Consider the following 26,663-nt stretch of genomic DNA (forward strand, 5'->3'; position numbering starts at 1 on the left):
CACCCCCCCCACCGCCGAGAAGTCAGTTTCTGACGCCGAGAAGTCAGTTTCTGGCGCCGAGGAGTCGGTTTTTGGCGCCGAGGAGTCGGCTTCTGGGACTCGTCGGGAATCGACCTCTCGCTGTCGAGAACTGACCTCTCGCTGTCGAGAACTGACCTCTCGCTGTCGAGAACTGACCTCTCGCTGTCGAGAACTGACCTCTCGCTATCGAGAACTGACCTCTCGCTGTCGAGAACTGACCTCTCGGCGTCAGGAATCGACCTTTCGGCGGGGGCGGCGGGCGGCCAAGTAGTCCGGCGGCATGGCTGGGCCGGGGCGTACGACCACCTCGGTCGGGGGGATGGGGCCGTGGTGGTCGCAGCGCGTCTCGAGGCGGACAGCGCCGCCGCAGTCTGCGTGTCGGTAGTCGATCGGACGGCCGTCAGGAGCGAACCACGTGTCGCCCCACTCGGTGAGTGCGATCAGCGCGGGACGTAGCCCTTCAGCCATGGCGGTCGGCCGGTAGTCGCCAGCGTCGTCGCGCGTCATCAGGCCGGCCTCGACGAGCGAGGCGAGGCGCGTCTTCAGGATGTTCGTGGAGATGCCGAGGTTGTGCTGGAAGTCGCCGTAGCGCGTGACGCCGGCGAAGATCGCGTCCCGCAGGATCAGCAGGGTCCAGCGCTCGCCCACGATCTCCAGCGACCGGGCGATGGAGCAGATCTGGCCGTCGTAAGTCTTTCCGAGCACGGTGAAGACTCTAGCAAACCACTTGCATGATGAAAGTTCGCAGGTCTACGGTGGTGCTTGCATGATGCAAGTGAGCCGACTTCAAGGAGACACCCGTGAGCGACCTGACCGCAACCTTCACCGTCGACGCCACACCTCAGCAGGCGTACGAAGCCATCAACGACGTACGTTCCTGGTGGGGGCACCACATCGCCGGACCCACCGACCAGGTCGGCGCCGAGTGGTTCTACCTGGTGCCGGACATCCACTTCTCGAAGCAGCGCGTGAGCGAGCTGGTCCCGGGGGAGCGCGTCGTGTGGGAGTTCACCGACGGCTACCTCGACTTCATCGCGGACAAGAAGGAGTGGGTCGGCACGACCGGACGCTTCGACATCGTCGCCGACGGCGGACAGACTCGCGTGACCTTCACCCACGAAGGCCTCGCGCGCGGCGACGAGTGCTTCGACGTCTGCTACGACGCCTGGACCCACTACATCACCGTCAGCCTCAGGGGCCGGATCGAGTCCGGAGAGGGCACGATCCGGACGCAGGACGAGGACAAGGCCGCGGTGGGCCGGTAACTCCTCGAGCGGTCGATGGGCCGTCAGTCGGGCTCTCGTGCCTGGTATTACTTGAACATGCTGAAGACCTGGCCCGGCCGCGGTCGTCTGGCGTTGTACGTCGCCGCGCTCGTGCTCGGGATCGTGGAGGCTGCGGTCCTCACCACCGACCCCTACGAGGTCGCGGGCGGGGTCGCTCTGCTGCTCGGTGTCACGCACGCCGCCTCGATTCCGTTGGCGCTCCGGCGTCCGGTGGAGGCGGCCGGCCTCTCGTTGGTCGCGGTCACCGTGGCCGCATTGGCGATCGCGAGGGTGGGCGAGGGCGGATGGCCATGGATGGTGCCGCCGCCGACCCTGACCCAGCTTCTGGTGCTGGTGGTGCTGACCCTGGTCGCCGGGTGGCGGCTGGCGGCGATCACCCTCGGCATCCAGGTCGCCGTCGGGGTGGTTCTGGCCGTGGTCGGGATGGCTTGGAACGACGTCGTCGACTCGCTCGTGGCGGTGGCCAACTTCGCCTCGCTCGCGCTGCTGCTGGGCGCCCTCGCCGCCGTCGCCAGACGGCTGGCCGAGAGTCGCAGCGCCTTGCGCGAGGAGCACGAGCGCCGCTCGGTGGTCGAGGAGAAGGCCCGCATCGCCCGCGAGCTCCACGACGTGATCGCCCACAACATGTCGCTGATCACCGTGCAGGCCAGGTCGGCGCCGCACCGGGTGGACGACGTCAGCCCGGCGGCCGAGGCGGAGTTCGCCGAGATCGCCGACCTGGCGGCCTCGGCGCTGCGGCAGATGCGCGGGGTGCTCGACGTGCTGCGTACGGAGGAGGGTCAGTCGGGCCGGGTCCCGGTGCCGGGCATCGACGGGCTGGCCGAGCTCTTCGAGTCGGCCCGCGGGACCGGCCAGCGGGTCCAGGTGCGCGGCGACATTCCGGAGCTCGCCGACGTCGCGCCGGAGGTGGGCACCGCGGCCTACCGGATCGTGCAGGAGGCGCTCAGCAACGCCCGCCGCCACGCTCCCAGCGAGCCGGTCAGCGTCGATCTGACGATGGGGGAGAAGGACCTCGAGATCCGGGTCGCCAACGCTCTCGATGGCGCCACTGCAGCGTCCGACAAAGAGGCGGCCGGCGGGGGTCATGGGCTGATCGGGATGCGGGAGCGAGCCAATGCGGTCGGTGGGAGCGTCACCGCCGGTGCCCGTGACGGGAACGAGTTCGTCGTCGAAGCGGTGCTCCCGGCCCAAACCGCGGTGCGCACACCGGCCAAACGCGGTAGGAAGACTCCGTGACGGTGAAGATCGTGGTCGTCGACGACCAGGAGATGGTGCGCTCCGGCTTCGTGGCGCTGCTCAGCACCCAGCCGGACATCGAGGTGGTCGGCACCGCCGCCGACGGCTCCGAGGCGTTGCAGGTGGTGCGGCGTACGCATCCCGACGTGGTGCTGATGGACGTCCGGATGCCGGTGATGGACGGGATCGAGGCGCTCCGGCAGCTGTCCGAGAACCCGGCGACCGCACAGACCAAGGTGGTCATGCTGACCACCTTCGACGCCGACGAGTACGTCCACGAGTCGCTGCGCCTCGGCGCCAGCGGGTTCCTGCTCAAGGACGCCTCGCCCGACGAGCTCGCGTCCGCCATCCGGGTGGTCCACGCCGGCGAGGCGCTGCTCTCGCCGTCGGTGACCCGGCAGGTGATCGCGCAGTTCGCCCGCGCCCCGCGCAAGCGCAAGCAGGACCCGCGTCTCAAGCAGCTCACCGAGCGCGAGCGCGAGGTGCTCGAGAACATCGCCCGCGGCAGCTCCAACAGCGAGATCGCCGCCGAGCTCTTCCTGGCCGAGCAGACCGTGAAGACCCACGTCAGCCGCATCCTCGGCAAGCTCGGGCTCCGCGACCGCGCCCAAGCGGTGGTGTTCGCCTACGAGAGCGGCCTGGTCGCGCCACACGTCTAGGGCGTCCTCGGGGACATCCCGCACTACCCCGGTAGGGGGTCGAATGGCTCCCGGGAGTGACGTGGAGCGGCACACCTGCTTCCTAACGTCACAGCCATGACAGTGACGCCGCTCAGATACGGCCTCGACGAGGCCGACGCAACCATCGGACCCCGGCTGCTCGCCTGCGACCCTCCCGGTGGCGCACGTGTGGTGGAGGCCTTCGGAGACGTCGTGAACGCCGACCACATCGCGGTCGTCGTGCCCGGCAACGGTCACCACCTCGGCAACTACTTCACCAGCCAGGAGGCGCACAGTCCGCGCTCCCGCGGCCAGCTCCTGCTGCGTACGATGCAGCAGCTCGCCCCCGAGAGCCGGTCGGCCGTCGTGGTCTGGGTGGGCTACCACGCCCCGCCGGAGTGGTACAACGCGATCACCAACGACGCCGCCTACGCCGGCGCGAGCGACCTGGCCGCACTCACCCACTACCTGCCGCGCGACGCCCACATCACGCTGGTCGGGCACAGCTACGGCTCCACGGTCGCCGGTCTCGCGATGGCCGGTGCCCGCGCCGAGGACTGCGTCGCGCTGGGCAGCCCGGGGATGGGTGTGGTGCACCGCTCCGAGCTCGGCACCGGGACCCGGCTGTGGGCCGGCTACGGCGAGACCGACCGGATCCGGCTGATCCCGCAGGTACGCCTCGGCCGGCTCGGCCTGGGCCGCAACCCGCTGCACCCCGAGCTCGGTGCGACCAGCTTCGGCACCGGCGACATCCCCGGCCACTGCGGCTACTACGCCGAGGGCAGCGAGTCGCTGCTCAACATCGCCCGGATCGCGCTGGGCCGCTACGACGAGGTGACATCGGCCGGCCTGGTCTCGACAAGCTCGACCACCGAGAGCCGGCCACCCCGATCCGCACGATCCATCGCAGCCATGGAGGCAGCAGCATGATCACCGACGAACCCGCCATCTGGACCCAGGCACTCCGCAAGAGCTACCCCGGCCGCGGCGCCGCCCTGGACGGCATCGACCTCGCCGTCCCCGCCGGCACCGTCCACGGCCTGCTCGGCCCCAACGGCGCCGGCAAGACCACGACCGTACGCATCCTGGCCACCCTCGCGAGCTTCGACTCGGGCCAGGCGTGGGTCGCCGGCCGCAACGTCGCCCGCGACCGGGCGGGGGTGCGAGCGCGCATCGGCATCGCGGGACAGTACGCCGCGGTCGATGGGATCCTGAGTGGCCGTCAGAACCTGGAGATGTTCGCCCGTCTGCACCGAATGCGGGCCCGGGAGGCACGAGCCCGCGCGGACGAGCTGCTGGAGCGCTTCGACCTCGTCGAGGCCGCCGGCCGCCCGGTCAAGGGCTACTCCGGAGGCATGCGCAGGCGGCTCGACCTGGCGGTCAGCCTCATCCGCAGCCCGCGCGTGCTGTTCCTCGACGAGCCCACCACCGGCCTCGACCCGCGCAGCCGGCTCGAGGTCTGGGACGCGGTCCGCGAGCTGGCCGACTCCGGCACGACCGTGCTGCTGACCACCCAGTACCTGGAGGAGGCCGACCGGCTGTGTTCACGCATCACGATGGTCGTCCGCGGTCGTGTCGTCGCCGAGGGGTCGCCCGCCGAGCTGAAGTCCAGCGTCGGCGGCCGTGACCTCGACGAGGCGTTCCTGCTCATCACCGAAGGAGCCTGAAATGACTGTGTCCATTTCTGGGGCGATGACCGACGCCGTCACCCCCCACGGATCACGCATCACGTGGGCGGCGGTCGACACCTGGGTCGTGGCCAAGCGCCACCTCCTCCATCTCGTACGCCGCCCCGACGAGCTCCTCGGCACCTTGATGATCCCGGTGATGGCGGTGGCCATGTTCGGCTTCGTCTTCGGTGAGGCATTCGGGGTCGCGATGGACGTGCCGGGCGCGGAGTACCGCGAGTTCCTGCTCCCCGGCCTCTTCGCGCTCACCATGGCGTTCGGCATCGGCAACACGACGATCTCGATCGCCGAGGACGTACGCGGCGGGGTGCTCGACCGGATGCGATCCCTCCCGATGTCGCCGGTGGCGATGCTGGCCGGGCGAGCCCTGGCCGACATGATCCTGGCCGTGGTCGAGCTGACCATCCTGCTGGCGCTGGGGACACTGTTCGGCTGGCAGGCCCATCTCGGGATCGGCGCGGTGATCGCCGCGCTCGGGCTCCTGGTCCTCCTCAGGATGGCCTTCTCCTGGGTCGGCATCCTGCTCGGTCTGCTGGTCAGCGGTCCCGAGGCGGCGATGAAGTACTTCGCGCTCGTCTTCCCGCTCGCCATGGTCGCCGACACGATCGTGCCGACCGACCTGATGCCGGGCTGGCTCGCCCTCCCCGCCGAGTGGAACCCGCTCTCCTCCACGGTCATCGCCACCCGCGAGCTCTTCGGCAACACGGCCGCCCCGGCCACCACCTGGGTCGGCGAGCACGCGCTGACCATGGCCGTCCTCTGGCCGGTCGCCATCATCGCGGTCTGCCTCCCGCTGGCCATGGCGCGGCTGCGCCGCCTGGGGCGGTGACCGCGATGACCACGGTCCCGGCCCAGGCACACCGTCAGGTCAACGCCTACACCGAGCTGATGAGCCGCGTCCGGCAGGAAGGTCTCCTTGAGCGTAAGCCGAGGACGTACGCACGGCGTGCGGCGTTCCTCGGCACCGGCTTCGCGCTCGCGCTGATCGCCATGCTCGCCCTCGGGCAGACCTGGTGGCAGCTGCTGGTCGCGGCAGCCTTCGGGGTCCTGTTCACCCAGACGGCGTTTCTCTCCCACGACGGCGCCCACCGCCAGATCTTCGCCTCGGGCCCGAAGAACGAATGGGCCTCGCGCATCCTCGGCAACCTGGTCGTCGGGCTGAGCTACGGCTGGTGGATGCGCAAGCACACCCGCCACCACGCCAACCCGAACAAGGTCGACGCGGACGAGGACATCCGCCCCTCGGTCCTGCTGTTCACACCCGAGGACGTCGAGCGACGTACAGGTCTCAAGCGGTGGCTCACCGCCCGCCAGGGATGGCTCTTCTTCCCGCTGCTGACCCTCGAAGGCATCAACCTCCACGTCGGCGCCGTCCGCACGGTGATCGGCGACCGAGACCTCAAGCATCGGCGTACGGAGGCGGCGCTCCTGGCGCTACGGCTGATCGGCTGGCCGGTGCTGGTCTGCTCGGTCCTGGGCCTCGGCCTCGGCGCGGCGTTCCTGGGCGTGCAGCTGGCCGTCTTCGGTGTCTACATGGGTGCCAGCTTCGCCCCCAACCACAAGGGCATGCCGCTGGTCCCGCGGGACACCAGGATCGACTTCCTCTCCCGCCAGGTCCTGACCTCCCGCAACATCCGCGGCGGGCGCTGGGTCGACTGGCTCATGGGCGGCCTGAACCTGCAGATCGAGCACCACCTCTTCCCCAGCATGCCGAGCAGCAGCCTCCGCCGGGCCCAGCCCCTGGTCCGCGCCTACTGCGCCGAGCAGGGCGTCCCCTACACCGAGGCCGGTCTCCTGGAGTCGTACGTCATCGTCGTCCGCCACCTCAACCGCGTGGGCCTCGGCGACCGCGACCCCTTCGCCTGCCCGTTCGTCGTGGTCAACAGGACCGGGTGACCGGGTCGAGCGTCCACAAGTCTGCAAACACAGAACTGTGCGCGACCGAGCTCTCCCCGACGTACCCGCATCCACGGTAGACACGGCGCATCGCTGGGGTGGCCGAGTCTCACCCCGCTGAGGAGAACAGGACCCCGCATGAGCGTTCGAACGAGATCCCGCCGCGTCCGCGTGGGGGTGGTGATGGGTTCGGTCGGGCTCATGGCGCTGACGCCGTTCACGTCGGTCTCTGCCGACCCAGCCGACCAGCCCGACCAGACCTCGCACCCGTCGGTGATCACCGGTGAGAACGCCGGCCGTACGACGCCCGAGGACGCCACTGTGGCGGGCGCGGTCACGCTGATCACCGGTGACACGGTCACGGTCACCGCAACCCCCGACGGCCGCCATGCGGTCAGCACCGAGGCAGCGCCCGGCACCTCACCGGTGTTCCGGACCGAGACCGGGGCCGACGGCGGCACCTACGTCTATCCCGACAGTGCCGCCCGTGGCATCGCGACCGGACGCCTCGACAAGGAGCTGTTCAACGTCACCCGTCTCCTCGAGGAGGGCCACGGCGACGACGGGTCGGCGACGCTGCCGGTGATCGTCGACTATCCCGGTGCCCCGGACCGGTCGACGCTGCAGGCCCGGGCCGCCGCCCCGGGAGCGACCGAGCAGCGCCCGTTGGCCTCGATCGGCGCCACCGCGATGGAGGTCGACAAGGCCGAGGCCGGGGACTTCTACCGCTACGTCGCCGACCGCACCCCGAACGCCCGGATCATGCTCGACGGTGAGATCACCGGGATGCTGGACGTGAGCGTCCCGCAGATCGGTGCACCCGAGGTCTGGGAGAAGGGGTACGACGGCACCGGCGTCGACGTCGCGGTCCTCGACTCGGGCATCGACGCGACCCATCCCGACCTGGCCGGCCGCGTGGTGGCCGAGAAGAGCTTCATCCCCGGTCTGGGCATCCAGGACGGCACCGGCCACGGCACCCACGTGGCGAGCACCATCGTGGGCAGCGGCGCGGCGTCCGATGGCGTCTACCGGGGTGTCGCGCCCGGCGCCGACCTCATCGTCGGCCGGGTCCTGGACGGCCGCGGCAGTGGCGACGAGTCCGGTCTCATCGCGGCGATGGAGTGGGCGGTGGGGCAAGGCGCCGACGTCGTCAACCTGAGTGTCGGTGCGGAGACGACCGAAGGCAGCGACCCGGTGAGCCGGGCGCTCGACGAGCTCAGCGAGTCCAGCGGTGCGCTGTTCGTCGTCGCCGCCGGCAACACCGGGCCGCGCTCGTCCACGGTGAGCTCACCGGGCACCGCGACGACGGCGCTGACCGTCGGCGCTGTCGACGACGCCGACCAGCTGGCCGGGTTCTCCAGCCGTGGGCCGACGGCGTCCGGGGCGATCAAGCCGGAGATCACCGCGCCGGGCGTCGGCATCGTCGCCGCCCGTGCCGCGGGCACGCGCGGCGGGACCCCGGTCGGGACCAGCTACGTCTCGATCAACGGCACCTCGATGGCCACGCCGCACGTGGCCGGTGCGGCCGCTCTGCTCGTCCAGCAGCACCCGGACTGGGGCGCCAGGATGCTCAAGGACGCCCTGGTCTCCACCGCTCGCCCGGGCGAGGGCTACACCGTTTACCAGCAGGGTGCCGGCCGCGTCGCGGTCGACCGGGCCTCGGCCGGGAGCCTCTTCGCCACCGCCACCGCCGACTTCGGCGACCTCTTCGCGGACCAGACGGTCCGCACGCGAACGGTCACGTACACCAACACCGGTACGTCACCGGTCACCCTGGCGCTCGACCTCGCCCTGGACCGCGGCGACACGGTGCCCGATGGCGCCGTGACCCTCGCAGACCGTGAGCTGCTCGTACCCGCAGCGAGCACGGTCGCCACCACGATCAACGTGGACCCGAGGCTGGGCGGGCTCGGTCGCTACAACGGCTACCTGCGTGCGAGCGGAAGCGGCGTCGACGTGGTGACCGCGGTCGGGTACGTCAAGCAGCCGCCGCGGCGTACGGTCCGCTTCACCCTGACCGGCCGCGACGGCCGTGCGGCGGGGCAGACCACCTTGGTGGTCACCGATCTGGAGGCCACGGAGTCGACCGTCTACTCGGAGAGCCTCTTCGCCGCCGGTACGCACGAGATGGTGCTGCCCGAGGGGCGCTATGCGATCCAGGCCGTCCTGCGCACCTACGACGACGCCGGATACGTGCTCGCCGACGACATCTACGCCGAGCCAGAGGTGGTCCTCGACGCCGACGCGACCTTCGAGCTCGACGCCCGCGATGCGAAGCCCGTACGCGCCACGATCACCGACGAGGGCAGGTCGCTTCAAGGCGGACCGATCACCGTTCAGGCCGTGCGCGAGCGCGCCCCCGGAGTGACGGTCGCAGTCGGCACCAGTGCGAACCTGTCGGAGCAGAGCACGGAGTTCGGGGTGATCCCGTCGACGACGAGAGCCGCCGACGGCTTCGACCTGACCGTGGACCGGGAGCTGCACGATCCGATCGTCAGCGCCCGTTGGGCCAGCCCCTCGACCGGTGAGGCCGGTCAGGACTCTGCGACGCTCCCGCTCTACCTGCCCGCGCTAGGGCAGCGATTCGACGGCACCCGCCGGCTCGACGCGGTCGACGCCGGGGAGGGCCGCGACGAGGACTACGCCGGTCTCGCCGTGACCGGCAAGCTGGTCGTCGTCCGGGCCAACGGCTGGCTCGCCGACGAGGCCAAGACCGCGGTCGCGCACGGAGCCGCCGGGGTGCTGGCCGTACGCACCACGCCCGGCGTGACCGTGGTCCAGGACGACGGGGCCTCGACCCTTCCGGTCGTGGCGACCCCGTTCGACACCGGGCAGCCGCTGCTCGACGCGCTGAGCGACGGGCCGGTCACGGTCACGCTGCAGGGGCGGACGAACAGCCGGTTCACCTACCGTCTTCCGTTCCACGCCACCGGCGCGATCCCTGCCGACCCGACCGTCACCGCGACCACCGAGGACTTCGCGCGGCTGGTCAACACCTACTACGCCGACGGCACGGACCGGCTCGCCGCGGACACGACCTTCGCGCTCTACCCCTGGCAGGAGGCCACCTTCCGCACCAACTCGCTGCACTCGGCTCCGGCGACCCGCACGGACCTGGTGTATGCGGACGGCATGAGCTACATGCAGCACGTGAACCTGTCGATGGAGTCGAGCAGCTACCTGCGAGACACGCCGCAGGAGTACGAGGCGGGCCGGATCTACCACCGGGACTGGGGTCGGGCGCCGATGCACCCGACGGTGCCGCTGCTGCTCGCCTGCCCGCTGTGCCGCAGCAGCTCGGCGGTCTCCCTGGTCCTGGCCCCGCTGGGCGACTCGGACACCGGGCACTTCGGCGCTGACGGCACCAAGCAGACGGTCCGCTATTACCGCGACGGTGTGCAGCGATCGCCCGCCGAGCTCTTCGCCGCCGAGAAGGCCGACTATCGCGTCGACTACCAGGTCGAGCGCACCCGGCCCGCCGAGGATGCGCTGGGGATCCGGACCAGCACGTCGTTCCTGTTCCGGTCGCAGGCCCCCGCACCTGGCACCACCGCTCCGGGATGCGATGCCCTCACCCCGGACGCGGAGGGCTGCGAGGTGCTGCCCATGATCTTCCCGGGGTACGACATCCCGCTGGATCTGCACAACGCGGCCCCCACCGGGCACGGGTTCACCTTCGAGGTGTCAGGCACCCGTCCGGACGGCTACCAGGGTGCCCCGGTGACCGATGTCGCGGTCGAGGTGTCCTATGACGACGGGAGCACCTGGGTCGCCGCGGACCACGTATCGCGCGTCGTCGACGGCCGCGCCAAGGTGCGGGTGGACCACCCGAAGGTGCCGCCGGGTGCCGGCCACGTCTCGCTCCGCGTCACCATGGCGGATGAGCAGGGCACCCGTACCGAGCAGACTGTGCTGCGGGCGTACGCGTTGCGATAGACGGTGGGGCGGAGGCGACCGGTCTGGTCGTCTCCGCCATCTCATCCGACGAAGACCTCGCCGCTGACCCGCCCGTGGTTGGAGTAGCCCGAGTCGATCTCCACGGCGCCGGACGGGCCCAGCTGCTCCTTCCAAGCCCGCGAGATGACCTCGGTCTCGCCCTGCTTCCGGGCTCGCCGGTCGAAGGTGACGCGGGTGACGTACCCGTCGTCGGACCAGACCAGGACGCCGTCGACCTCGGCCTCGAACCGGCTGCCGTCGGGCAGTACCAGATCGACGTGCTCGCTGTCGTAGTCGCGCATCCCGGGGAAGTTCTCGCCGTCCTCGGGCAGGCTCGAGAGCTCTACCGGCTCGCGCAGGTCGAGCTCGATCGTGTCGGGGTCGCCGGTGAACTGTGCGAACACGATCAGCCCGGCGACGAAGAGGACGGGCACCGCGAGCACGCCGACCCCGGACCAGGCCAGCGGCTTCGGGTTGTTCCCCGACAGACGTACGGCCCCGGCAGCGACGAGCAGGAGCACACCGACCGCGACGACGGCCAGCAGGATCACCCCGACGACGAGAATCAGAACCGCGCCGCCCGCACCCATGGCCCCAGTATTGCGGCCGCAGCGGGTCAGGGCACCCGGTTAGGCGACAGTGTCGACGATGCAGATGGCCAGCGTGGAGAAGTAGACGACCCCGGCGAACAGGGCGTGGAAGCCGACCCGGAGCGGCAGCCTTCTGTTGAAGATCGAGCGGATGGCGAGCTTGTAGGTGTTGACGGTCGAGAGGTGGGTGCCGCCGCCCATCCGTCGCGTACGCCGCAGCAGCAGGTTGTCGCCGAAACCGTTGCCGATCGTGATCATGACGAGCGCGGCCCAGGCGTAGAGGACCTGGTCGGAGAGGACGTACGCGACCCACAGCCCGGCCCCGGCGACGGAGAGGACGACGTGGGTGACCACCACGCGCGAGTGGGCGCGGCCATGTCGGAACCAGCCGGTCAGCAACAGGACTCCGACTGCGGCCTGGACGAGCCACGCCACGAGGACGACGTACGCCATGATGCGACCGTACGGGCCCGCGCGGCGCCCCGGGCGTGGCGTACGGAAGGTCCCCGATAGAGGGGACACCGGGGCCGGCCTCGGTTCGATCACAAATCGTGATCAAGTGACCACAACGGCTGCCCAGGGGAGGCGGACGGTTCGTCGACCTCGCTAGCCTCGTTGCTTGTGAAAGTTGTCGTGCTCACCGGGGCCGGGATCTCTGCCGAGAGCGGTCTCGCGACCTTCCGGGACGCCGACGGGCTCTGGCAGGGCCACCATGTCGACGACGTGGCCACACCCGAGGCCTTCCAGCGCGATCCGGCGACGGTCCACCGGTTCTACGACGACCGCCGACGGGAGCTGCGGAAGGTGGAGCCCAACCGGGCCCATCGCGCACTGGCCAGGCTGGAGCAGGTCCTCGGCGACGACCTGCTGGTGGTCACGCAGAACGTCGATGACCTGCACGAGCGTGCTGGCTCCCGTCGGATCGTCCACATGCACGGCGAGCTGCTCTCGGCTCTGTGCGATTCCTGCCAGGGCCGGTTCGCCTGGGACGACGACCTCGGCGACGGGCCCGCCTGCCCGGGGTGCGGCAGTGACACGTTGCGGCCCGACGTGGTGTGGTTCGGCGAGATGCCCTACGACCTCGACCTGATCGAGCGGGCCCTCCTCGAGGCAGACCTCTTCGTGGCCATCGGCACCAGTGGCGCGGTCTATCCAGCCGCCGGATTCGTACGCATGGCGGCGATCGCCGGCGCCAAGACGCTCGAGCTCAACCTGGACTCCTCCGAGACGTCGCACCTCTTCGACGACGCCCGCCAGGGGCCGGCGAGCAAGCTGGTGCCCGAGTGGGTCGCCGACCTGCAGGAGTCTTCGCATTGACCCGTTCGCAATTTCTGTCACGATAGGCCGCGTGTTTCGCCAAGCCGTGCTCACGACCGCCCTCACCGTCGCGCTGACCAGCGCTCTTGCCGGCTGTGGCGAGGGGGAGGGCTCCCTGTCTCAGGCGCGTGACTATGCGAAGGAGCCCGGGAACCAGATCGCCGAGCACGCGCGGACCGCGATGCACGACCTCGACACCGTCCATGTCGAGGGCGACGTGCTCGACTCGGAGGGCACCAAGATCACCGTCGACCTCGATGTCTCCGCCGAGGAGACCTGTGTCGGCACGGTCGGCATCGGCGACGGCGAGATCTCGCTGCGCGCCATCGCCGGCTCGGCCTGGTATCAGGGCGACGAGGAGTTCTGGAAGTCGATCGCGCCGGCCAAGGGCGCGGGCGAGCGCATCGCCGAGCGGGTCGGCGACAAGTGGGTGAAGCTCGAGGGTGAGCTGGCCAGCGTGCGCGCCTTCTGCAGCATCGACAGTCTCACCGCCCAGATGGTTCCGGCCGAGGCGGAGGCAGAGGCGGTCGGTCCCGTGATGGCGGCCGACGGTCCCGCCGTACGCCTCGATGTCACCCACGGCGACACCCATAGCCGGACGGACGTCCTGGCCTCGGAGCCGCACCGGATCGTGAAGTGGACCCAGGGCGGGGCCGGCGAGCTCGTCTTCTCCGACTTCGACGAGGAGTTCCAGGTCGAGGAGCCCCCGGCCGACGAGGTCTTCGACCTCGCCGAGCTGGAGAAGTGAGAACAGGCGGACCGTTATTCTCACTTTTCAGGAAAAGTGAGAATACGAGCTCGCCGACCTGGACGTACGCATCGCGGCCCGCGCGCGAGTGGAATGACTCCCCAGGAATGAATGGGCAGTCGTGAGGCTTGCTAACCAATGTGTCCACTTCGATCAGGCCCACCCGCAGCTCGGTAGGACTTCGTAGCGAACGCGGACCGATCCTGCTCGCCGTGATGGTGTCGCTCAGCCTGGTGGCGATCGACATGACGATCCTGGCGACCGCGGTGCCGAGCGTGGTGAAGGATCTGGGCGGCTTCGAGCAGTTCCCGTGGCTCTTCTCGATCTACGTGCTGGCCACCGCGGTGACCACCCCGCTGTACGCCAAGGTCGCCGACCGGCTCGGCCGCAAGCCGGTCATGATCGCGGGGATCGTGGCCTTCCTGGTCGGGTCGCTGCTGTGCGGGCTCGCGTGGTCGCTGACCGCGCTGATCGTCTTCCGGGCGATCCAGGGCATCGGCGCCGGGGCGATCCAGCCGATGGCGATGACGATCGTCTCCGACATCTACACGCTGGAGGAGCGCGCGGTCGCGACCTCGTACGTCGCCTCGGTCTGGGCCACCGCCGCCATCGTCGGCCCGACGCTCGGCGGCCTCTTCGCCGACTACCTCGACTGGCGGCTGATCTTCCTGATCAACCTGCCGATCGGGGCGGTCGCGCTGTGGCTGCTGCGCCACTTCCACGAGGAGCGCCGGCCCGCCGCGACGACCGCGATCGACTGGTCCGGAGCCGGGCTGCTGACCGTCGGCGGGATCGCGCTGCTGCTCGGTCTTCTCGAGGGCGGGCACGCCTGGGCGTGGGCCTCCTGGCCGTCCTATCTGATCTTCGCGGTCGGCATCGCGGCCCTGGTCGCCTTCGGGTTCGTCGAGCGCCGTGCCGCCGACCCGGTCCTGCCGCCGTGGGTCCTCAGCCACCGCGTCCTCGCCCCGGCCAACGCCGCCAGCCTGATCGTCGGCGTGGTGATGCTCGGGCTCACGACGTACGTCCCGCTCTATGCCCAGAGCGTGCTCGGCCACTCGGCGCTGGTGGCCGGGTTCGCGCTCGCCGGGATGAGCATCGGCTGGCCGATCGCCGCCGCCACCGCCGGCCGGATCTACCTCTCGAAGGGGTTCCGGACCGCGGTCGCGCTCGGCGCCCTGCTGGTCATCGTCGGCGGGCTGGTGCTGGTCACGGTCGACGAGAGCTCGTCGATCTGGCACCTGGCGATCCCGTGCTTCGTGCTCGGACTCGGCTTCGGCTGGTCGGTCAACCCGGGCGTCGTCGCTGCCGGGTCGGCGGTGGACTGGGAGGTCCGCGGGGTGGCGACCGGGTCCAACATGTTCGCCCGCTCGGTCGGCTCGGCGCTGGGCGTCGCGCTCTTCGGGGCGGTCGCGAACGGGCTGGTCAGGCGTGAGTACGCCGGGGGAGAGGTGCCTCCGCTCGAGGCTCTGCCTGCCGACGTCCTCGCGCCGGCGCTGCACGTCGTCTTCGTCGTCGGGCTGGTCGTCTCGCTCCCGCTGCTGGTCGTGGCGTGGCGTACGCCGGTCAGGCTCACTCCTCGAACAGTGGTTACCACTGAGTAACCACTGCGTCGTAGACTCCGACGCATGCTGAAGCGCGACCACTATGAGGAAGACCACGAGGACTTCCGAGCCTCCGTCCAGCAGTGGCTGGAGCGTTCGGTCAAGCCCCACACCGACAAGCACATCGCCGACAAGGCGCTGCCCCGCGAGTTCTGGCTCGAAGCCGGTGAGAACGGCTTCCTCGGTCTCGCTATCCCGGAGGAGTACGGCGGCGCCGGCGCCGACGACTTCCGCTTCAACGCGGTCCTCGCCGAGGAGCTCGCCAAGATCGGCGCGGCCTACCCGACCTGCGTCGGCATCCACTCCGACATCACCGCCCCCTACCTGGTCCGCCTCGGCACCGAGGAGCAGAAGCAGCGCTGGCTCCCGGGCGTGGCCTCCGGTGAGATCCTGCTCGCCATCGGCATGACCGAGCCGTCCGGCGGCTCCGACCTGGCCGCGCTGAAGACCACCGCGGTCCGCGACGGCGACGAGTGGGTCATCAACGGTTCCAAGACCTTCATCACCAACGGCTACTCCTGCGACCTGGTCATCACCGCGGTCCGCACCGACCCGGAGAAGGGCGCCAAGGGCATCACCCTCTTCGCGATCGAGGCGACCAAGGAGGGCTTCTCGCGCGGCCGCAAGCTCGACAAGGTCGGCATGGAGGAGTCCGACACCGCCGAGCTCTTCTTCGAGAACGTACGCGTCACCGACGCCGAGATCATCGGCGAGCTCAACCGCGGCTTCATCCACATGATGGAGGAGCTCCCGCAGGAGCGCGTCTCGTGTGCGGTCGCCAACGTCGCGCAGGCCAAGCAGATCCTCCTCGAGACGGTGCAGTACGCCAAGGACCGCAAGGCCTTCGGCCAGTCCATCGGTGCCTTCCAGCACAACAAGTTCCTGCTCGCCGAGCTGGTCACCCAGATCGAGGTCGCCGAGGCGTACGTCGACAAGTGCGTCGCCGCGCACGCCCGCGGTGAGCTCACCCCCGTCGAGGCGTCCAAGGCCAAGTGGTGGTCCTCGCAGGCGCAGTCCGAGGTGCTCGACCACTGCGTCCAGATCCACGGCGGCTACGGCTTCATGAACGAGTACCGCGTCGCTCGCGCCTGGCGCGACGCCCGCGTCACCAAGATCTGGGCTGGTTCCAACGAGATCATGAAGGAGCTCATCGGCCGCGACCTGGGGTTCTGAGCTTCCAGACCGACTTCGTCCCTGGCGGGCGTCCACCATCGGGTGGGCGTCCGCCGGCGCTTTTGGGCCGCCCGCACCCGCGGCACTGGCCTAAACCGATCGACAGGTACGCGGAGCCCGGCATGATGGCGCCCATGACCCAGTGCTCCTCAGTCGCCATCACCAACGCGTACGTCGTCCCCGTAGCCGCCGACCCGATCGAGAACGGCACGGTGCTGATCCAGGACGGCGTGATCACCGCGGTCGGCCCTGACGTCGTCGTCCCCGACGGCATCGACACCATCGACGCGAAGGGCAGGTGGCTGCTCCCCGGCTTCGTCGAGGCGCACGGTCACATCGGGATCCACGAGCAGGGCGAGGGCTGGGCAGGGGACGACACCAACGAGATGACCGACCCCGACGGCGCGGCCCTGCGGGCGATCGACGCGGTCAACATCGAGGACGAGGGCTTCCGTGACGCCCTGGCCGGCGGGGTGACCACCGCGGTGATCAAGCCCGGATCCGGCAACCCGATCGGCGGTCAGACGGTCGCGATCAAGACTTGGGGCGGACGGACGATCGACGAGCAGGTCGTCTCCGACTCGGTCTCGGTCAAGAGCGCCCTGGGGGAGAACCCCAAGCGCGTCTACGGCGACCAGAAGAAGACCCCGTCGACCCGCCTCGGCGTCGCGAACATCATCCGGAAGGCATTCGTCGAGGCGCAGAACTACGCCGCAAAGAGGGCAGCGGCCGAGGAGAAGGGCGAACCCTTCGAGCGCGATCTCGGCAAGGAGACCTTGGCCCGCGTCCTCGCCGGCGAGCTCGCCTGGGACCAGCACACCCACCGCGCCGACGACATCGCCACCGCCATCCGGCTGAGCGAGGAGTTCGGCTACCGCCTGGTGGTCAACCACGGCACCGAAGGCCATCTGCTCGCCGACGTGCTCGCCGAGAAGGACATCCCGGTCATCTACGGCCCGATGTTCGTGAGCCGCTCGAAGGTGGAGGTGCGCAACCGGGCCAACCGCAACATCGCCGCGATGGCAGCCGCGGGCGTACGGGTCGCGATCACCACCGACCACCCGGTCATCCCGATCGACTTCCTGGTCCACCAGGCCTCCTTCGCCGTACGCGACGGCCTCCCGCGTGACACGGCGCTGGCCGCGATCACCACGAACCCGGCGAGCTTCCTCGGTCTCGACGACCGCGTCGGCGCGATCGCGCCCGGTCTCGACGGCGATGTGGTCATCTGGTCCGGAGACCCGCTCGACACCGACCACCGCGCCGAACGCGTCTTCATCACCGGGACCGAGGTCTACACCTGGGACGGCGAGACCGACGCAGGGCGCGGCGGCGGGAGCACGCGCGAGCGCGCCGCGCGGTTCGAGTCCTGAGGATGCGATGTGTGAAGGTGCCGGGCATGAGCCTCGGACGCAACGAACCCCGGACCGCGGACGTATCCAAGGTCATGACCCCCACCAACCACGGCACTGACAAGAGCAAGCGCATCCGGCCTGCGGCGTACGTCCTGCCTGTTCTGGCGCTGACGCTGGCGCCGATGTTGGCCGGATGTGGCTCCGAGGCGACCGACCCAGGCGCTAACGTGTCTGACGTGCCCAGCTCATCCAGCCCGACGCCCGCCGAAGACCCGAACGTCGCAGCCGCGATCGCCGACCTGGCCGAGCGTCAGGGGCTGAAGAGCGAGGAGATCACCGTCGTCTCCAACGAGAAGGTGACCTGGCGTGACGGCAGTCTGGGCTGCCCCGAGCCCGGGAAGATGTACACGATGGCGCTGGTCGACGGCGTCCGCGTCGTGCTCGAGGCTGCGGGGGAGACCTACGAGTATCACGGCGGCGAGAGCGGTCCGGTCCGTTTCTGCGAGAACCCGCAGGAGCCGGTCCCCGGTAACGGGAGCAGTGACTCTCCCCAGTGACGCTCCCCAGCGGTGGTGACCAGTGACGGCGACCGGTGAAGGGGCCCACGCGGGCCACGGCGACGCCGAGGAGCGGGCCGAGGGCCTGAACAACCGCCTCAACTGGCTGCGCGCAGGGGTCCTCGGCGCCAACGACGGCATCGTGTCGACCGCCGGTGTGGTGATGGGTGTCGCCGGCGCCACCACCGACGACACCGCGATCCTCATCGCCGGCGTCGCAGCCCTGGTGGCGGGAGCGATCAGCATGGCGGCGGGAGAGTACGTCTCCGTCTCGACCCAGCGCGACACCGAGGAGTCGCTGATCGCCAAGGAGCGGCGCGAGCTGGAGGAGATGCCCGAGGAGGAGCTGCGCGAGCTGGAGGGCTTCCTGCGGGAGCGCGGGCTCGAGGACGAGACCGCCACCGACGTCGCCCGGCAGCTCACCGAGCGCGACGCGCTGCGGGCCCACGCTGCGCTGGAGCTCGGGATCGACGTCGACGACCTCACCTCGCCCTGGGCCGCGGCCGGGGCCTCGATGCTCTCGTTCACGCTCGGAGCGCTGCTGCCGCTGCTGTCGATCACGCTCTTCCCCGACAGCGTCCGCACCTGGGCGACGGTCCTCGCGGTCGGGGCCGCGCTCGCCGTCACCGGCTGGACCAGCGCCCGCCTCGGCTACGCCCCGCCCGCGCGGGCGGCGTTGCGCAACGTCGCCGGCGGACTGCTGGCGATGCTGGTGACCTATGTCGTCGGCGACCTCCTCGGCACACAACTCGAGTGACCCGGCCGCCGCCGGCGGGCACAATGGGGACCGATGAATCGAATGTTCGTGGCGGTGGTCCCGCCGGAGTCGGTGATCGAAGATCTCGACGAGTTCCTGTCCGTACGCCGCGACGCGGCCTCCTTCCGCTGGTCGTCCCCCGACCAGCTCCATCTGACGCTCGCCTTCGCTGAGCACGTCCCCGACAGGTCCCTCGACGAGGCGATCGAGCGACTGGAGACGGCCGCGGGGCGGCGTACTCCCTTCACGCTGACCATCACGGGAGGCGGTGCCTTCCCCAACGTGGTCGAGGGCAAGGTCCTCTACGCCGGCGTAGAGACCGACGCGTCCGAGGAGCTCGACCGGGTGGCCGCCGGGGCTCGGAATGCCCTGGTCAAGGCCGGGGTCGAGGTCGACGGCGGACGGTTCCGGCCGCACCTGACGGTCGCCCGGACCGGCGTTCCGGTCGAGCTCAGCAACTGGGTGCGGTTGCTCGATGCGTACCGCGGCCCTTCCTGGACCGTCTCCTCGTTCGCCCTGGTGCGCTCACGTCTCGGTGGGGGGCCGAGGAAGCGTCCGGTCTACGAGGTCATAGCAGAGTTCCCTTTCGGTTGAGAGAAAGCCCCGGGTGGTAACGGCCCGGACCAGGCGTCGCTACCGTGTGCGGCCTGTTTCGACCTGACCCAGAGGAGAACCGGACATGAGTCGTCGAGTGGGGCGCAACGCCTACACCGGACTGTTCAACGATGTCGTGCTGCTCGCCGCCCGTGTGGTCGTCGGCGGGATCTTCGTCGCGCACGGCTGGCAGAAGTACGACCAGGGCTTCGCCGGCACCGAGCAGTTCCTCGGAGGCCTGGGGGTCCCCGAGCCCGCGATCGCAGCTCAGGTGGCCACCTACGTCGAGCTCGTCGGGGGTGCGCTGCTGATGCTCGGTCTGTTCGCGCCCATCGTCGGGGTGCTCCTCGCCGCTCAGATGGCGGGAGCGATCTGGTACGCCCACCGCACCACCGAGGTCTTCGTCGACCAGGGCGGCTGGGAGCTCGCCGCCGCGCTCGGCGTCGCAGCCCTCGTGCTCGGCCTGGTCGCTCCCGGCCGGTTCACCCTCGACCAGCTCCTGACCTGGCCCTTCAAGGCGATCTCGGCGAAGCGCAATGCCAAGAAAGCCGAGGCTGCCGAGACCGAGGCGGAGGCCGCTCAGCCGGTCGTCGAGGAGAAGGTCACCGTCAAGGCCTGAACCCGCTGGTCGACACGCTCGGCCGCAGACGGCCTCACGGCTCGACCAGCGGTGGTTTCGGCAGCTCAGCCTGCGACGCCGTAGAGCCGGTCGCCGGCGTCACCGAGACCGGGGACGATGTAGCCCTTCTCGTTGAGCTTCTCGTCCAGGGCCGCGGTGACGAGCCGGACCGGAGCCTCGATGCCGTCGAGGGCGTTCTCGAGAGCCTCGATGCCCTCGGGCGCGGCCAGAAGGGTGACCGCGGTGATGTCGTCGGCGCCGCGCGAGACCAGGAAGTCGATCGCCGCGGCCAGGGTGCCGCCGGTGGCCAGCATCGGGTCGACGACGTAGCACTGCCGACCGGAGAGATCGGCGGGGAGACGTTCGGCGTACGTCGTCGCCTCCAGCGTCTCCTCGTTGCGGACCATGCCGAGGAAGCCGACCTCGGCGGTCGGCAGCAGCCGGATCATCCCGTCGAGCATCCCAAGACCGGCCCGGAGGATCGGGACGATCAGCGGCTGCGGGTCGGTGAGGCGTACGCCTTGGGTCTGGGCGACCGGAGTGACGATGTCGACCGGTGCGACGCGTACGCCACGGGTCGCCTCATAGGCGAGCAACGTGACGAGCTCGTCCGCAAGCCGCCGGAAAGTCGACGAATCAGTCTCCTTGTTACGCAGTGTGGTGAGCTTGTGGGCGACGAGCGGGTGGTCCACAACGAGGGTCTCCATGGGTTGAACCCTACGATCGGTTCCCCTTCAGGTCACCAATTCCCCCTAGACCTTGGGCTGATTGGATGTCACTCTGGTCGTGTGTCTGATCAGCTGGAGCAGATCGAGGGTGTTGACTTCGCCGTCGCGATGTATCGCGAGAACGGCGCTTGGGTTGTGCGCGAGCTCGCTCACGACCTGCTGACCGACGTCGAGACTCTGACGCATGCGCTCCACCGCTTCCCAGGCGATGGCGGCGCGATCGCGATGGCAGCGATCGACGAGGACTTCTTCGTGATCGTCCGGGTCACCGGCGCCGCGACCAGGGTGCTGCTCTCCGACGTGACCGCGGCCGACGAGTGGGAGCTGGCGGCGTCGGCTCTCGACGTGCTCGGGCTGCCGCTGCCGGAGGAGGTCGAGGACGAGGAGGAGGCCGATCCGGCCGGCGACCTCGGCATCCTCGCCGACTTCGGGATGAGCGCGGTCGACATGGGCATGCTGCTCGACGACATGATCGAGGACGACCTCTACCCCGACGAGACGCTCTCCGAGATCGCCCGCGCGATCGGCTGCGGCGAGGCCTTCGACGACACCGTCGGCCTCATGCCCGCGTGACCCCAACCGAGCGGTGGGAGGCCCCGATGCGGGCCGCCCTCGACGAAGGTCGCGCTGCCCTGGCGACCGGTGACGTCCCGATCGGCGCGGTCGTCGTCGACCCGTCCGGGGCCGTGATCGGCACCGGACGGAACGTACGCGAGGCCGAGGCAGACCCGACCGGACATGCCGAGGTGGTCGCGCTGCGTGAGGCGGCCAAGGCACGCGGTGAGTGGCGGCTGGAGGGCTGCACGCTCGTGGTGACGCTGGAGCCGTGCACGATGTGCGCCGGTGCCGCGGTCCTGGCCAGGGTGGAGCGGATCGTCTTCGGTGCCTTCGACGACAAGGCCGGTGCGGTGGGGTCGCTGTGGGATGTCGTACGTGACCGCCGGCTCAATCACCGGCCCGAGGTCGTCGCCGGCGTGATGGCCGAGGAGCAGCGCGCGCTGCTGGCCGATTTCTTCGGGGCCCACCGAGGCGCCCCCGATTTCGGCGAGGACCACCCGAGGTTGTAACTTATTCGGCGGTGACGTGTCCGAGCGGCCGATGGTGCAACACTCGAAATGTTGTGTAGGGCGACCTACCGTGGGTTCAAATCCCACCGTCACCGCCACACGGAGAACCCCTGGGTGACCAGGGGTTCTCTGCTTTTCGCCCTCAGAGGTAGCGAGCGGCCACGGTGGCGGCGCGCGCGCCGTAGCTGCCGCCGAACATCGCCGCGTGGACGAGCAGCGGGAAGAGCTGGTGGAGGCCCTGGCGGTCCTCCCAGCCCTCGGCGAGGGGCTTCGTGTCCTCGTAGGCGGTCATCATCCGCTCCAGATGGGGCAGACCGAAGAGCGCGAGCATCGCGAGGTCGACCTCGCGGTGACCGGCGTACGCGGCAGGGTCGATGAGCCAGGCCTCGCCGCTGCGGTCCCAGAGCACGTTGCCGTTCCAGAGATCGCCGTGGAGAAGTGCAGGCGGCTCCTCCGGGATCAGCGACGTCAGCTTCCCGACGACCTGCTCGACCCGCTCGGCACCGGTGGCATCGATGGCGCCGCGGTCGCGGGCGGCCTTGAGGTAGGGGAGCAGGCGGCGTACGGCATAGAACTCGGCCCAGGTGTCCGCCGCCTTGTTGGGCATCGGCAGTCGGCCGATGAACCCGTCCTTCTCGGCGCCGAAGCTCGGGACCGGGGTGGAGTGCAGGCCCGCGAGCGCGCGGCCGAGCTCCTCGGCGGTCTCGGCGTTGGGGCGGCCGGGATCGATCCAGCGCAGCACCAGACAGTCGGGCTCGGCGGCGAGCACCTCGGGAACCCTCACCGCCCCCGACTCCTCCAGCCAGCGAAGCCCGCGGGCCTCGGCGGCGACGAAGTCGTCACGGACCGGGGAGAGAGCCTTCATCAGCACCAGCGAGCCGTCGCTGAGCCGGATCTTGGTGGCGGTCGAGATGTCGCCGCCCGCGACGGGAGATGTGCTCACCACCGCGGCCCCGAGCAGCTGTTCGGCACGTCGGGCGACCGCGGGCTGGCGGGTCACGAACCGCGCCTCGACGTGGCTAGAGTCGCGACGATCGCATCACTCGTACGTTCCACCATGGCCAGCACCTCCCGGAATCCCTCGGCACCACCGTAATAGGGATCGGGCACATCTCCGGGGCCTTCGGGATCGAAATCACGAAACATCCGCAGCCCGCCCCCGGGCGCCTGACCAGCCAGATCGGCTCGGTGGTCGAGCTTGTCGAGACCTCCGTCAGGCCACGACGCAGCTAGGTCGGCCAGGTTGTCCGCGTCCATCGCAAGCACGAGGTCGTACGTCTCTGAGTCCCCGACCGGCCATTGCTGAGCCCGGTGACGCTCGGGGTCATAGCCCGCCTCAGCCAGCGTTGCGGCCGCGCGGCGATCCATCTTCTCGCCGGCGTGCCAGCCGCCGGTGCCGGCCGAGACGAGCTCCACGTCGTCGAGCCCAGCACCGTCGAGACGGTCCCGCAGCACCACCTCCGCCATCGGAGAACGGCAGATGTTGCCCAGGCAGACGACCGCGATCTTCATGGACCGAGTTTTACATTTCGGCCAAGAATGCGGGCAGATGCCGCCGGTTCGGCTCAGTCCCTGGCGTCGGGCCAGGCGAGATCGAGGAACCAGTTCATGATCGAGATGACGATGCCGCCGAGCAGAGCTGCCCAGAAGCCATCGACGTGGAATCCGACGTCGGAGGGGAGAATCCAGGCGGTCAGGCCGAGCATCGCGGCGTTGATCACCAGCAGGAGCAGACCCAGGGTGAGCAGGATGAACGGAAGCGTCAAGAGCTTCACGATCGGCTTCACGAAGACGGAGACGATGCCGAGCACGAAGGCGACGAGCAGCAGCGGGAGGATCTTCTCCTTGATCTCGGCCATGCCGCTGGTGGCGCCGTCGAAGAAGATCCCGTCGACGAGCCAGGTAGCCACGGCCAGAGCGATGGCGTTGGTGATGAGCCAGGTCACGATGCGCATGTCGATGAGTGTCGCAGGCTCAGCGCCTCAGCGTAAGGAGGTCGGGCGACCGGTGTGGCGGGTCACTTCTCCAGGCGTAGTGCCTTGCAGATCGAGTGGGCCGCGTCGGAGAGGTGCTTCTGGAGGAACCGCTCGGCGTCGTGGATGTGGTCGGCGTCCAGGAGGCGGACCAGGGCGGCGTGGTCCTCCGCCTGGTCGTGGGCGTTGCGGCGGATGCGGTCGACCTGGGCGAGGGCGAGCTTGAGCTCGAGGACCAGCTGCTCCTGCATCGCGACCAGCCGAGGAGACCCGGTGAGTGCCACGAGCGAGAGATGGAAGGCGAGGTGGCGCTCGTTGAGCTCGCGGTAGGTCGAGTTCTCCGAGTGGACCGCCGAGATGTACGCATCGAGGGACTCGTGCACCGCCGTGCGGTTCTCCGCCGAGGCGTTGCCCCAGTTGCGCACCCCGGCCCCCTCGAGCACCCAGCGGGCGGCGCAGACGTCGCGGACCGAGGCGGCCTCGGGGGTGGCGACGGCGACGCCCTTGTTGGGCGCGCGGGTGGCCAGGCCTTCGGCGACGAGGATGGTCAGCGCTTCGCGGACCGTCGAGCGGCCGACGCCCAGGGACTCGGCCAGGCCGTGCTCGCGCAGCGGGGTGCCGGACTCCAGCTCACCCTCGAACACCGCCCGGCGGAGCTCGTCGGCGACGCGGTCGACCGTCGATGCGGGTTCGTCCAGGGTGAGCGACTCGAACATGGGACCCATTGTCCTACCTGCGCTCGCCCTCTGTGTGGACTGTCGGTGATGACCGTTCGTGCTCTACCCTATCGACAGAAGATTGTCTGACAATCAGTCAATCAGGCAATCGGACGATCTGAAGTCAATCAGACCTGAGAGGGGTACGAGTGAGCACATCGCTGAGCTGGGGCCGTCACTACCTGATGACCGAGCCGACGCACTACCGCATCGACTACGCCATCAACCCGTTCATGGACACCGAGATCCAGCCCGATCCGGCCCGTGCTCGCGCGCAGTGGGACACCCTGAAGGCGACCATCGAGGAGCTCGGCGGCCGGGTCGACGTCATCGCGCCGCGCGCGGACAGCCCCGACATGGTCTACGCGATGAACCTCGGCTTCGCCGCCACGCTCGCCGACGGCCGCCGCCACGTCATCCTCTCTCACATGCGCTTCCCCGAGCGACGCAACGAGACCCGCTCCGCGCTCGACTGGTTCGCCGCGAACGGCTGGGGGACGGCGTACGTCGGCAAGGACGGGATCGGGCCGTGCTTCGAGGCGGGGGACGTCTTCCCGTTCGCCGGTCACCTGGTCGCCGGCACCGGCCCGCGCACCGACGAGCTGGCGCTGAAGACCCTGGCGGCCGAGCTGAACGTGCGGGTGCTGGGCGTCCGGACGACCCACTCCGGGATGTACCACCTCGACCTCGCCTTCTGTCCGCTCGACGAGCGCCGCGCGATCATCTGCCCGGACGCGCTCGCGCCGGAGTCCGCGCAGGCGCTCCTCGACCTGATCCCGGAGCCGCTGGTCATCACCGAGGAGGAGGCGCTGACCACCTTCGCCGCCAACTCGATCGTGATCGGCCGCACCATCGTGATGCCGTCCTGCCCGGACCGGATCCGCACCGTCCTCGAGGGCTGGGGCTTCACGATCCGGATCGTCGAGATGAGCGAGCTCCACCTCGGCGGCGGGTCCGTCCGCTGCGTCACGAACCCGCTCGACATCGTGGTCGGCCGAGACGTCCCCGTGGTTTACGGTGGCGAGGTCGTCGCGACCTAAAGTTGTGACCATGACCACCCCACAGCCCCGTCCCAGTGTCGCCGCCATGCCTGCGTATGTCGCGGGCAAACCGCCGGCGGAGCGGCCGGGGCTGGTGACCTACAAGCTGTCGTCCAACGAGAACCCGTACCCGCCGCTCGACGGGGTCGTCGAGATCGCCGCCGCGGCGGCGGGTCGGGTCAACCGTTACCCCGACGCGGGCAGCACCGAGCTCTACGAGGCGCTCGCGACGAACTACCAGGTCCCGGCCGAGGAGCTCGCGCTCTCGACCGGCGCCGTGGCGCTGATCTTCCAGCTCGTCTCGGCCTACTGCGGGCCCGAGGACGAGGTCGTCTTCGCCTGGCGCAGCTTCGAGGCCTACCCGATCGCGGTGCTCGCCGCCGGGGCGACCGCGGTGAAGGTGCCGGTCGCTGACGACGGCCACCACGACCTCGACGCGATGGCAGCGGCCATCACGGAGCGTACGAAGGTCGTCTTCGTCTGCACGCCCAACAACCCCACCGGCACCTCGGTCACCCAGACCGAGCTCGATGCCTTCCTCGCGAAGGTGCCCGAGCACGTGCTGGTCGTGGTCGACGAGGCCTACGCCGAGTTCGTCCGGATGGACGACGCCGTCGACGGCATCGCCACCTACCGGGCCCGGCCCAACGTGGTCGTGCTGCGCACCTTCTCCAAGGCCTACGGGCTCGCCGGCTTCCGGGTCGGCTACGCCTTCGCGCCCGCGCCGATCGCCGCCACTCTGCGTGCGATGGCGCTGCCCTTCGGCGTCAACGTCGTCGCGCAGGCCGCCGGCGTAGCCTCGCTCGAGCGGAAGGCCGAGCTGCTGGCCCGCGTCGACGAGCTGGTCGCGGAGCGCACCCGTGTCGTCGAGGGCGTACGCGCCGCCGGCTGGGACGTCCCCGACGCCCAGGGCAACTTCGTCTGGTTCTCCTTCGGGTCGGTCGAGCGCTGCGCCGAGTTCGCCGCGGCCGCCGACGAGGTCGGCCTGATGGTCCGCCCCTACCCGCCCGAGGGCGTGCGCGTCTCGATCGGCGAGGCCGAGGCCAACACCCGCCTCATCGAGCTCGCCGGCTCATTCCCGAAGAGCTGACCTCGACGGTCTCGGT

The 26,663-nt window shown here is 69.8% G+C and carries 29 protein-coding genes and 1 tRNA gene; 22 read left to right on the forward strand and 8 right to left on the reverse strand.

Annotated features, from left to right (window positions below; genetic code table 11):
* Positions 1–249: 249 nt before the first annotated feature.
* Complete coding sequence (locus tag IEY84_RS12005; RefSeq protein ID WP_183547472.1) at positions 250–726, reverse strand: winged helix-turn-helix transcriptional regulator; 477 nt, start codon at positions 724–726, stop codon at positions 250–252.
* Between the two features lie 95 nt (positions 727–821).
* Here IEY84_RS12005 and IEY84_RS12010 point away from each other — a divergent pair, with 95 nt between their 5' ends.
* The 8 genes from IEY84_RS12010 to IEY84_RS12045 all read left to right on the forward strand — a co-directional run bounded on the left by IEY84_RS12010 (position 822) and on the right by IEY84_RS12045 (position 10,722).
* Positions 822–1,286: an SRPBCC family protein gene (locus IEY84_RS12010; protein ID WP_183547475.1), complete on the forward strand. Its 465-nt coding sequence runs from the start codon at positions 822–824 to the stop codon at positions 1,284–1,286.
* A gap of 57 nt (positions 1,287–1,343) precedes the next feature.
* Positions 1,344–2,543, forward strand: a complete 1,200-nt coding sequence (locus IEY84_RS12015; protein WP_183547479.1) for a sensor histidine kinase — start codon at positions 1,344–1,346, stop codon at positions 2,541–2,543.
* Positions 2,540–3,202: a response regulator gene (locus IEY84_RS12020; RefSeq protein WP_183547482.1), complete on the forward strand. Its 663-nt coding sequence runs from the start codon at positions 2,540–2,542 to the stop codon at positions 3,200–3,202. The genes IEY84_RS12015 and IEY84_RS12020 overlap by 4 nt, the downstream gene beginning before the upstream one ends.
* Positions 3,203–3,298: 96 nt before the next feature.
* Positions 3,299–4,132, forward strand: a complete 834-nt coding sequence (locus IEY84_RS12025) for an alpha/beta hydrolase (RefSeq protein WP_183547485.1) — start codon at positions 3,299–3,301, stop codon at positions 4,130–4,132.
* Entirely contained in the window at positions 4,129–4,869 is a 741-nt protein-coding gene (locus IEY84_RS12030; protein WP_183547499.1) for an ABC transporter ATP-binding protein, read from the forward strand. Before IEY84_RS12025 ends, IEY84_RS12030 begins: the two co-directional genes overlap by 4 nt.
* 1 nt (position 4,870) lies before the next feature.
* On the forward strand, positions 4,871–5,719 hold the full coding sequence (locus IEY84_RS12035) for an ABC transporter permease (protein WP_183547502.1): 849 nt from the start codon (positions 4,871–4,873) through the stop codon (positions 5,717–5,719).
* Between the two features lie 5 nt (positions 5,720–5,724).
* Positions 5,725–6,786, forward strand: a complete 1,062-nt coding sequence (locus IEY84_RS12040; RefSeq protein ID WP_221209004.1) for a fatty acid desaturase family protein — start codon at positions 5,725–5,727, stop codon at positions 6,784–6,786.
* A 138-nt stretch (positions 6,787–6,924) separates the two neighbouring features.
* A complete protein-coding gene (locus IEY84_RS12045; RefSeq protein ID WP_183547508.1) occupies positions 6,925–10,722 on the forward strand; it encodes a S8 family serine peptidase in 3,798 nt (1,265 codons plus the stop codon).
* 41 nt (positions 10,723–10,763) lie between these two features.
* On the opposite strand, the gene IEY84_RS12050 is transcribed toward IEY84_RS12045, so the two are convergent.
* Both IEY84_RS12050 and IEY84_RS12055 read right to left on the reverse strand, forming a co-directional pair.
* Positions 10,764–11,312: a hypothetical protein gene (locus tag IEY84_RS12050; RefSeq protein WP_183547511.1), complete on the reverse strand. Its 549-nt coding sequence runs from the start codon at positions 11,310–11,312 to the stop codon at positions 10,764–10,766.
* A gap of 39 nt (positions 11,313–11,351) precedes the next feature.
* Positions 11,352–11,765: a hypothetical protein gene (locus tag IEY84_RS12055; protein WP_183547514.1), complete on the reverse strand. Its 414-nt coding sequence runs from the start codon at positions 11,763–11,765 to the stop codon at positions 11,352–11,354.
* 168 nt (positions 11,766–11,933) lie between these two features.
* On the opposite strand from IEY84_RS12055, the gene IEY84_RS12060 reads away from it, so the two are divergent.
* The 9 genes from IEY84_RS12060 (at position 11,934) to IEY84_RS12100 (ending at position 20,033) form a co-directional block, all read left to right on the forward strand.
* On the forward strand, positions 11,934–12,629 hold the full coding sequence (locus IEY84_RS12060; protein ID WP_229788611.1) for an NAD-dependent deacylase: 696 nt from the start codon (positions 11,934–11,936) through the stop codon (positions 12,627–12,629).
* 31 nt (positions 12,630–12,660) lie between these two features.
* Positions 12,661–13,377 (forward strand): hypothetical protein, encoded by a 717-nt coding sequence (locus IEY84_RS12065; protein ID WP_183547520.1) that lies wholly within the window; start codon positions 12,661–12,663, stop codon positions 13,375–13,377.
* 140 nt (positions 13,378–13,517) lie between these two features.
* The gene (locus IEY84_RS12070) at positions 13,518–14,978 is read left to right on the forward strand and encodes an MDR family MFS transporter (protein WP_183547523.1); all 1,461 of its coding nucleotides are present in this window, start codon (positions 13,518–13,520) and stop codon (positions 14,976–14,978) included.
* A 24-nt stretch (positions 14,979–15,002) separates the two neighbouring features.
* Positions 15,003–16,151, forward strand: coding sequence for an acyl-CoA dehydrogenase family protein (locus IEY84_RS12075; protein ID WP_373292297.1), 1,149 nt, complete (start codon positions 15,003–15,005; stop codon positions 16,149–16,151).
* A 134-nt stretch (positions 16,152–16,285) separates the two neighbouring features.
* Entirely contained in the window at positions 16,286–17,524 is a 1,239-nt protein-coding gene (locus IEY84_RS12080) for an amidohydrolase (RefSeq protein WP_183547526.1), read from the forward strand.
* A gap of 26 nt (positions 17,525–17,550) precedes the next feature.
* Positions 17,551–18,063 (forward strand): DUF8738 domain-containing protein, encoded by a 513-nt coding sequence (locus IEY84_RS12085; protein ID WP_183547529.1) that lies wholly within the window; start codon positions 17,551–17,553, stop codon positions 18,061–18,063.
* Between the two features lie 22 nt (positions 18,064–18,085).
* Positions 18,086–18,820: a VIT1/CCC1 transporter family protein gene (locus IEY84_RS12090; protein ID WP_183547532.1), complete on the forward strand. Its 735-nt coding sequence runs from the start codon at positions 18,086–18,088 to the stop codon at positions 18,818–18,820.
* A gap of 33 nt (positions 18,821–18,853) precedes the next feature.
* On the forward strand, positions 18,854–19,414 hold the full coding sequence (gene thpR, locus IEY84_RS12095) for an RNA 2',3'-cyclic phosphodiesterase (RefSeq protein ID WP_183547535.1): 561 nt from the start codon (positions 18,854–18,856) through the stop codon (positions 19,412–19,414).
* Between the two features lie 85 nt (positions 19,415–19,499).
* Complete coding sequence (locus IEY84_RS12100; protein ID WP_183547538.1) at positions 19,500–20,033, forward strand: DoxX family protein; 534 nt, start codon at positions 19,500–19,502, stop codon at positions 20,031–20,033.
* A 65-nt stretch (positions 20,034–20,098) separates the two neighbouring features.
* Here the strand turns inward: IEY84_RS12100 and upp are convergent, their stop codons facing one another.
* Positions 20,099–20,740, reverse strand: coding sequence for a uracil phosphoribosyltransferase (upp, locus tag IEY84_RS12105; RefSeq protein ID WP_183547541.1), 642 nt, complete (start codon positions 20,738–20,740; stop codon positions 20,099–20,101).
* 81 nt (positions 20,741–20,821) lie between these two features.
* Here upp and IEY84_RS12110 point away from each other — a divergent pair, with 81 nt between their 5' ends.
* From IEY84_RS12110 to IEY84_RS12120, 3 genes are all read left to right on the forward strand, one after another.
* A complete protein-coding gene (locus tag IEY84_RS12110; RefSeq protein WP_183547544.1) occupies positions 20,822–21,334 on the forward strand; it encodes a tRNA adenosine deaminase-associated protein in 513 nt (170 codons plus the stop codon).
* A gap of 26 nt (positions 21,335–21,360) precedes the next feature.
* Positions 21,361–21,828 carry a nucleoside deaminase gene (locus tag IEY84_RS12115; protein ID WP_183548078.1) on the forward strand — a complete coding sequence of 156 codons (468 nt, stop codon included), beginning with the start codon at positions 21,361–21,363 and terminating at the stop codon, positions 21,826–21,828.
* A 10-nt stretch (positions 21,829–21,838) separates the two neighbouring features.
* Positions 21,839–21,926: transfer RNA gene (locus IEY84_RS12120), tRNA-Ser, on the forward strand.
* A gap of 44 nt (positions 21,927–21,970) precedes the next feature.
* Here IEY84_RS12120 and IEY84_RS12125 read toward each other — a convergent pair.
* From IEY84_RS12125 to IEY84_RS12140, 4 genes are all read right to left on the reverse strand, one after another.
* The gene (locus tag IEY84_RS12125) at positions 21,971–22,828 is read right to left on the reverse strand and encodes a fructosamine kinase family protein (RefSeq protein ID WP_183547547.1); all 858 of its coding nucleotides are present in this window, start codon (positions 22,826–22,828) and stop codon (positions 21,971–21,973) included.
* Positions 22,825–23,340 (reverse strand): low molecular weight protein-tyrosine-phosphatase, encoded by a 516-nt coding sequence (locus IEY84_RS12130; protein WP_183547550.1) that lies wholly within the window; start codon positions 23,338–23,340, stop codon positions 22,825–22,827. The genes IEY84_RS12125 and IEY84_RS12130 overlap by 4 nt, the downstream gene beginning before the upstream one ends.
* A gap of 53 nt (positions 23,341–23,393) precedes the next feature.
* Positions 23,394–23,783, reverse strand: coding sequence for a phage holin family protein (locus IEY84_RS12135; RefSeq protein WP_183547553.1), 390 nt, complete (start codon positions 23,781–23,783; stop codon positions 23,394–23,396).
* A 62-nt stretch (positions 23,784–23,845) separates the two neighbouring features.
* Entirely contained in the window at positions 23,846–24,517 is a 672-nt protein-coding gene (locus tag IEY84_RS12140) for a GntR family transcriptional regulator (protein ID WP_183547556.1), read from the reverse strand.
* Between the two features lie 149 nt (positions 24,518–24,666).
* Between IEY84_RS12140 and IEY84_RS12145 the strand changes: the two genes are divergently transcribed.
* A complete protein-coding gene (locus tag IEY84_RS12145) occupies positions 24,667–25,557 on the forward strand; it encodes a dimethylarginine dimethylaminohydrolase family protein (RefSeq protein ID WP_183547559.1) in 891 nt (296 codons plus the stop codon).
* A gap of 10 nt (positions 25,558–25,567) precedes the next feature.
* Positions 25,568–26,647, forward strand: coding sequence for a histidinol-phosphate transaminase (hisC, locus tag IEY84_RS12150; RefSeq protein ID WP_183547562.1), 1,080 nt, complete (start codon positions 25,568–25,570; stop codon positions 26,645–26,647).
* Positions 26,648–26,663 lie beyond the last annotated feature (16 nt).

It is taken from the genome of Nocardioides albus (genome assembly GCF_014648255.1).
Classification (GTDB): domain Bacteria; phylum Actinomycetota; class Actinomycetes; order Propionibacteriales; family Nocardioidaceae; genus Nocardioides; species Nocardioides albus.

What these genes read in the sequence shown, in the direction of transcription:
- IEY84_RS12025 (WP_183547485.1), top strand. Translation starts at nt 3,299, where the DNA reads ATGACAGTGACGCCGCTCAGATACGGCCTCGACGAGGCCGACGCAACC.
- IEY84_RS12050 (WP_183547511.1), bottom strand. Translation starts at nt 11,312, where the DNA reads ATGGGTGCGGGCGGCGCGGTTCTGATTCTCGTCGTCGGGGTGATCCTG.
- IEY84_RS12075 (WP_373292297.1), top strand. Translation starts at nt 15,003, where the DNA reads ATGCTGAAGCGCGACCACTATGAGGAAGACCACGAGGACTTCCGAGCC.
- IEY84_RS12030 (WP_183547499.1), top strand. Translation starts at nt 4,129, where the DNA reads ATGATCACCGACGAACCCGCCATCTGGACCCAGGCACTCCGCAAGAGC.
- IEY84_RS12085 (WP_183547529.1), top strand. Translation starts at nt 17,551, where the DNA reads ATGAGCCTCGGACGCAACGAACCCCGGACCGCGGACGTATCCAAGGTC.
- upp (WP_183547541.1), bottom strand. Translation starts at nt 20,740, where the DNA reads ATGGAGACCCTCGTTGTGGACCACCCGCTCGTCGCCCACAAGCTCACC.
- IEY84_RS12080 (WP_183547526.1), top strand. Translation starts at nt 16,286, where the DNA reads ATGACCCAGTGCTCCTCAGTCGCCATCACCAACGCGTACGTCGTCCCC.
- IEY84_RS12045 (WP_183547508.1), top strand. Translation starts at nt 6,925, where the DNA reads ATGAGCGTTCGAACGAGATCCCGCCGCGTCCGCGTGGGGGTGGTGATG.
- IEY84_RS12115 (WP_183548078.1), top strand. Translation starts at nt 21,361, where the DNA reads ATGCGGGCCGCCCTCGACGAAGGTCGCGCTGCCCTGGCGACCGGTGAC.
- IEY84_RS12140 (WP_183547556.1), bottom strand. Translation starts at nt 24,517, where the DNA reads ATGTTCGAGTCGCTCACCCTGGACGAACCCGCATCGACGGTCGACCGC.
- IEY84_RS12015 (WP_183547479.1), top strand. Translation starts at nt 1,344, where the DNA reads ATGCTGAAGACCTGGCCCGGCCGCGGTCGTCTGGCGTTGTACGTCGCC.
- IEY84_RS12035 (WP_183547502.1), top strand. Translation starts at nt 4,871, where the DNA reads ATGACTGTGTCCATTTCTGGGGCGATGACCGACGCCGTCACCCCCCAC.
- IEY84_RS12040 (WP_221209004.1), top strand. Translation starts at nt 5,725, where the DNA reads ATGACCACGGTCCCGGCCCAGGCACACCGTCAGGTCAACGCCTACACC.
- IEY84_RS12130 (WP_183547550.1), bottom strand. Translation starts at nt 23,340, where the DNA reads ATGAAGATCGCGGTCGTCTGCCTGGGCAACATCTGCCGTTCTCCGATG.
- hisC (WP_183547562.1), top strand. Translation starts at nt 25,568, where the DNA reads ATGACCACCCCACAGCCCCGTCCCAGTGTCGCCGCCATGCCTGCGTAT.
- IEY84_RS12055 (WP_183547514.1), bottom strand. Translation starts at nt 11,765, where the DNA reads ATGGCGTACGTCGTCCTCGTGGCGTGGCTCGTCCAGGCCGCAGTCGGA.
- thpR (WP_183547535.1), top strand. Translation starts at nt 18,854, where the DNA reads ATGAATCGAATGTTCGTGGCGGTGGTCCCGCCGGAGTCGGTGATCGAA.
- IEY84_RS12135 (WP_183547553.1), bottom strand. Translation starts at nt 23,783, where the DNA reads ATGCGCATCGTGACCTGGCTCATCACCAACGCCATCGCTCTGGCCGTG.
- IEY84_RS12100 (WP_183547538.1), top strand. Translation starts at nt 19,500, where the DNA reads ATGAGTCGTCGAGTGGGGCGCAACGCCTACACCGGACTGTTCAACGAT.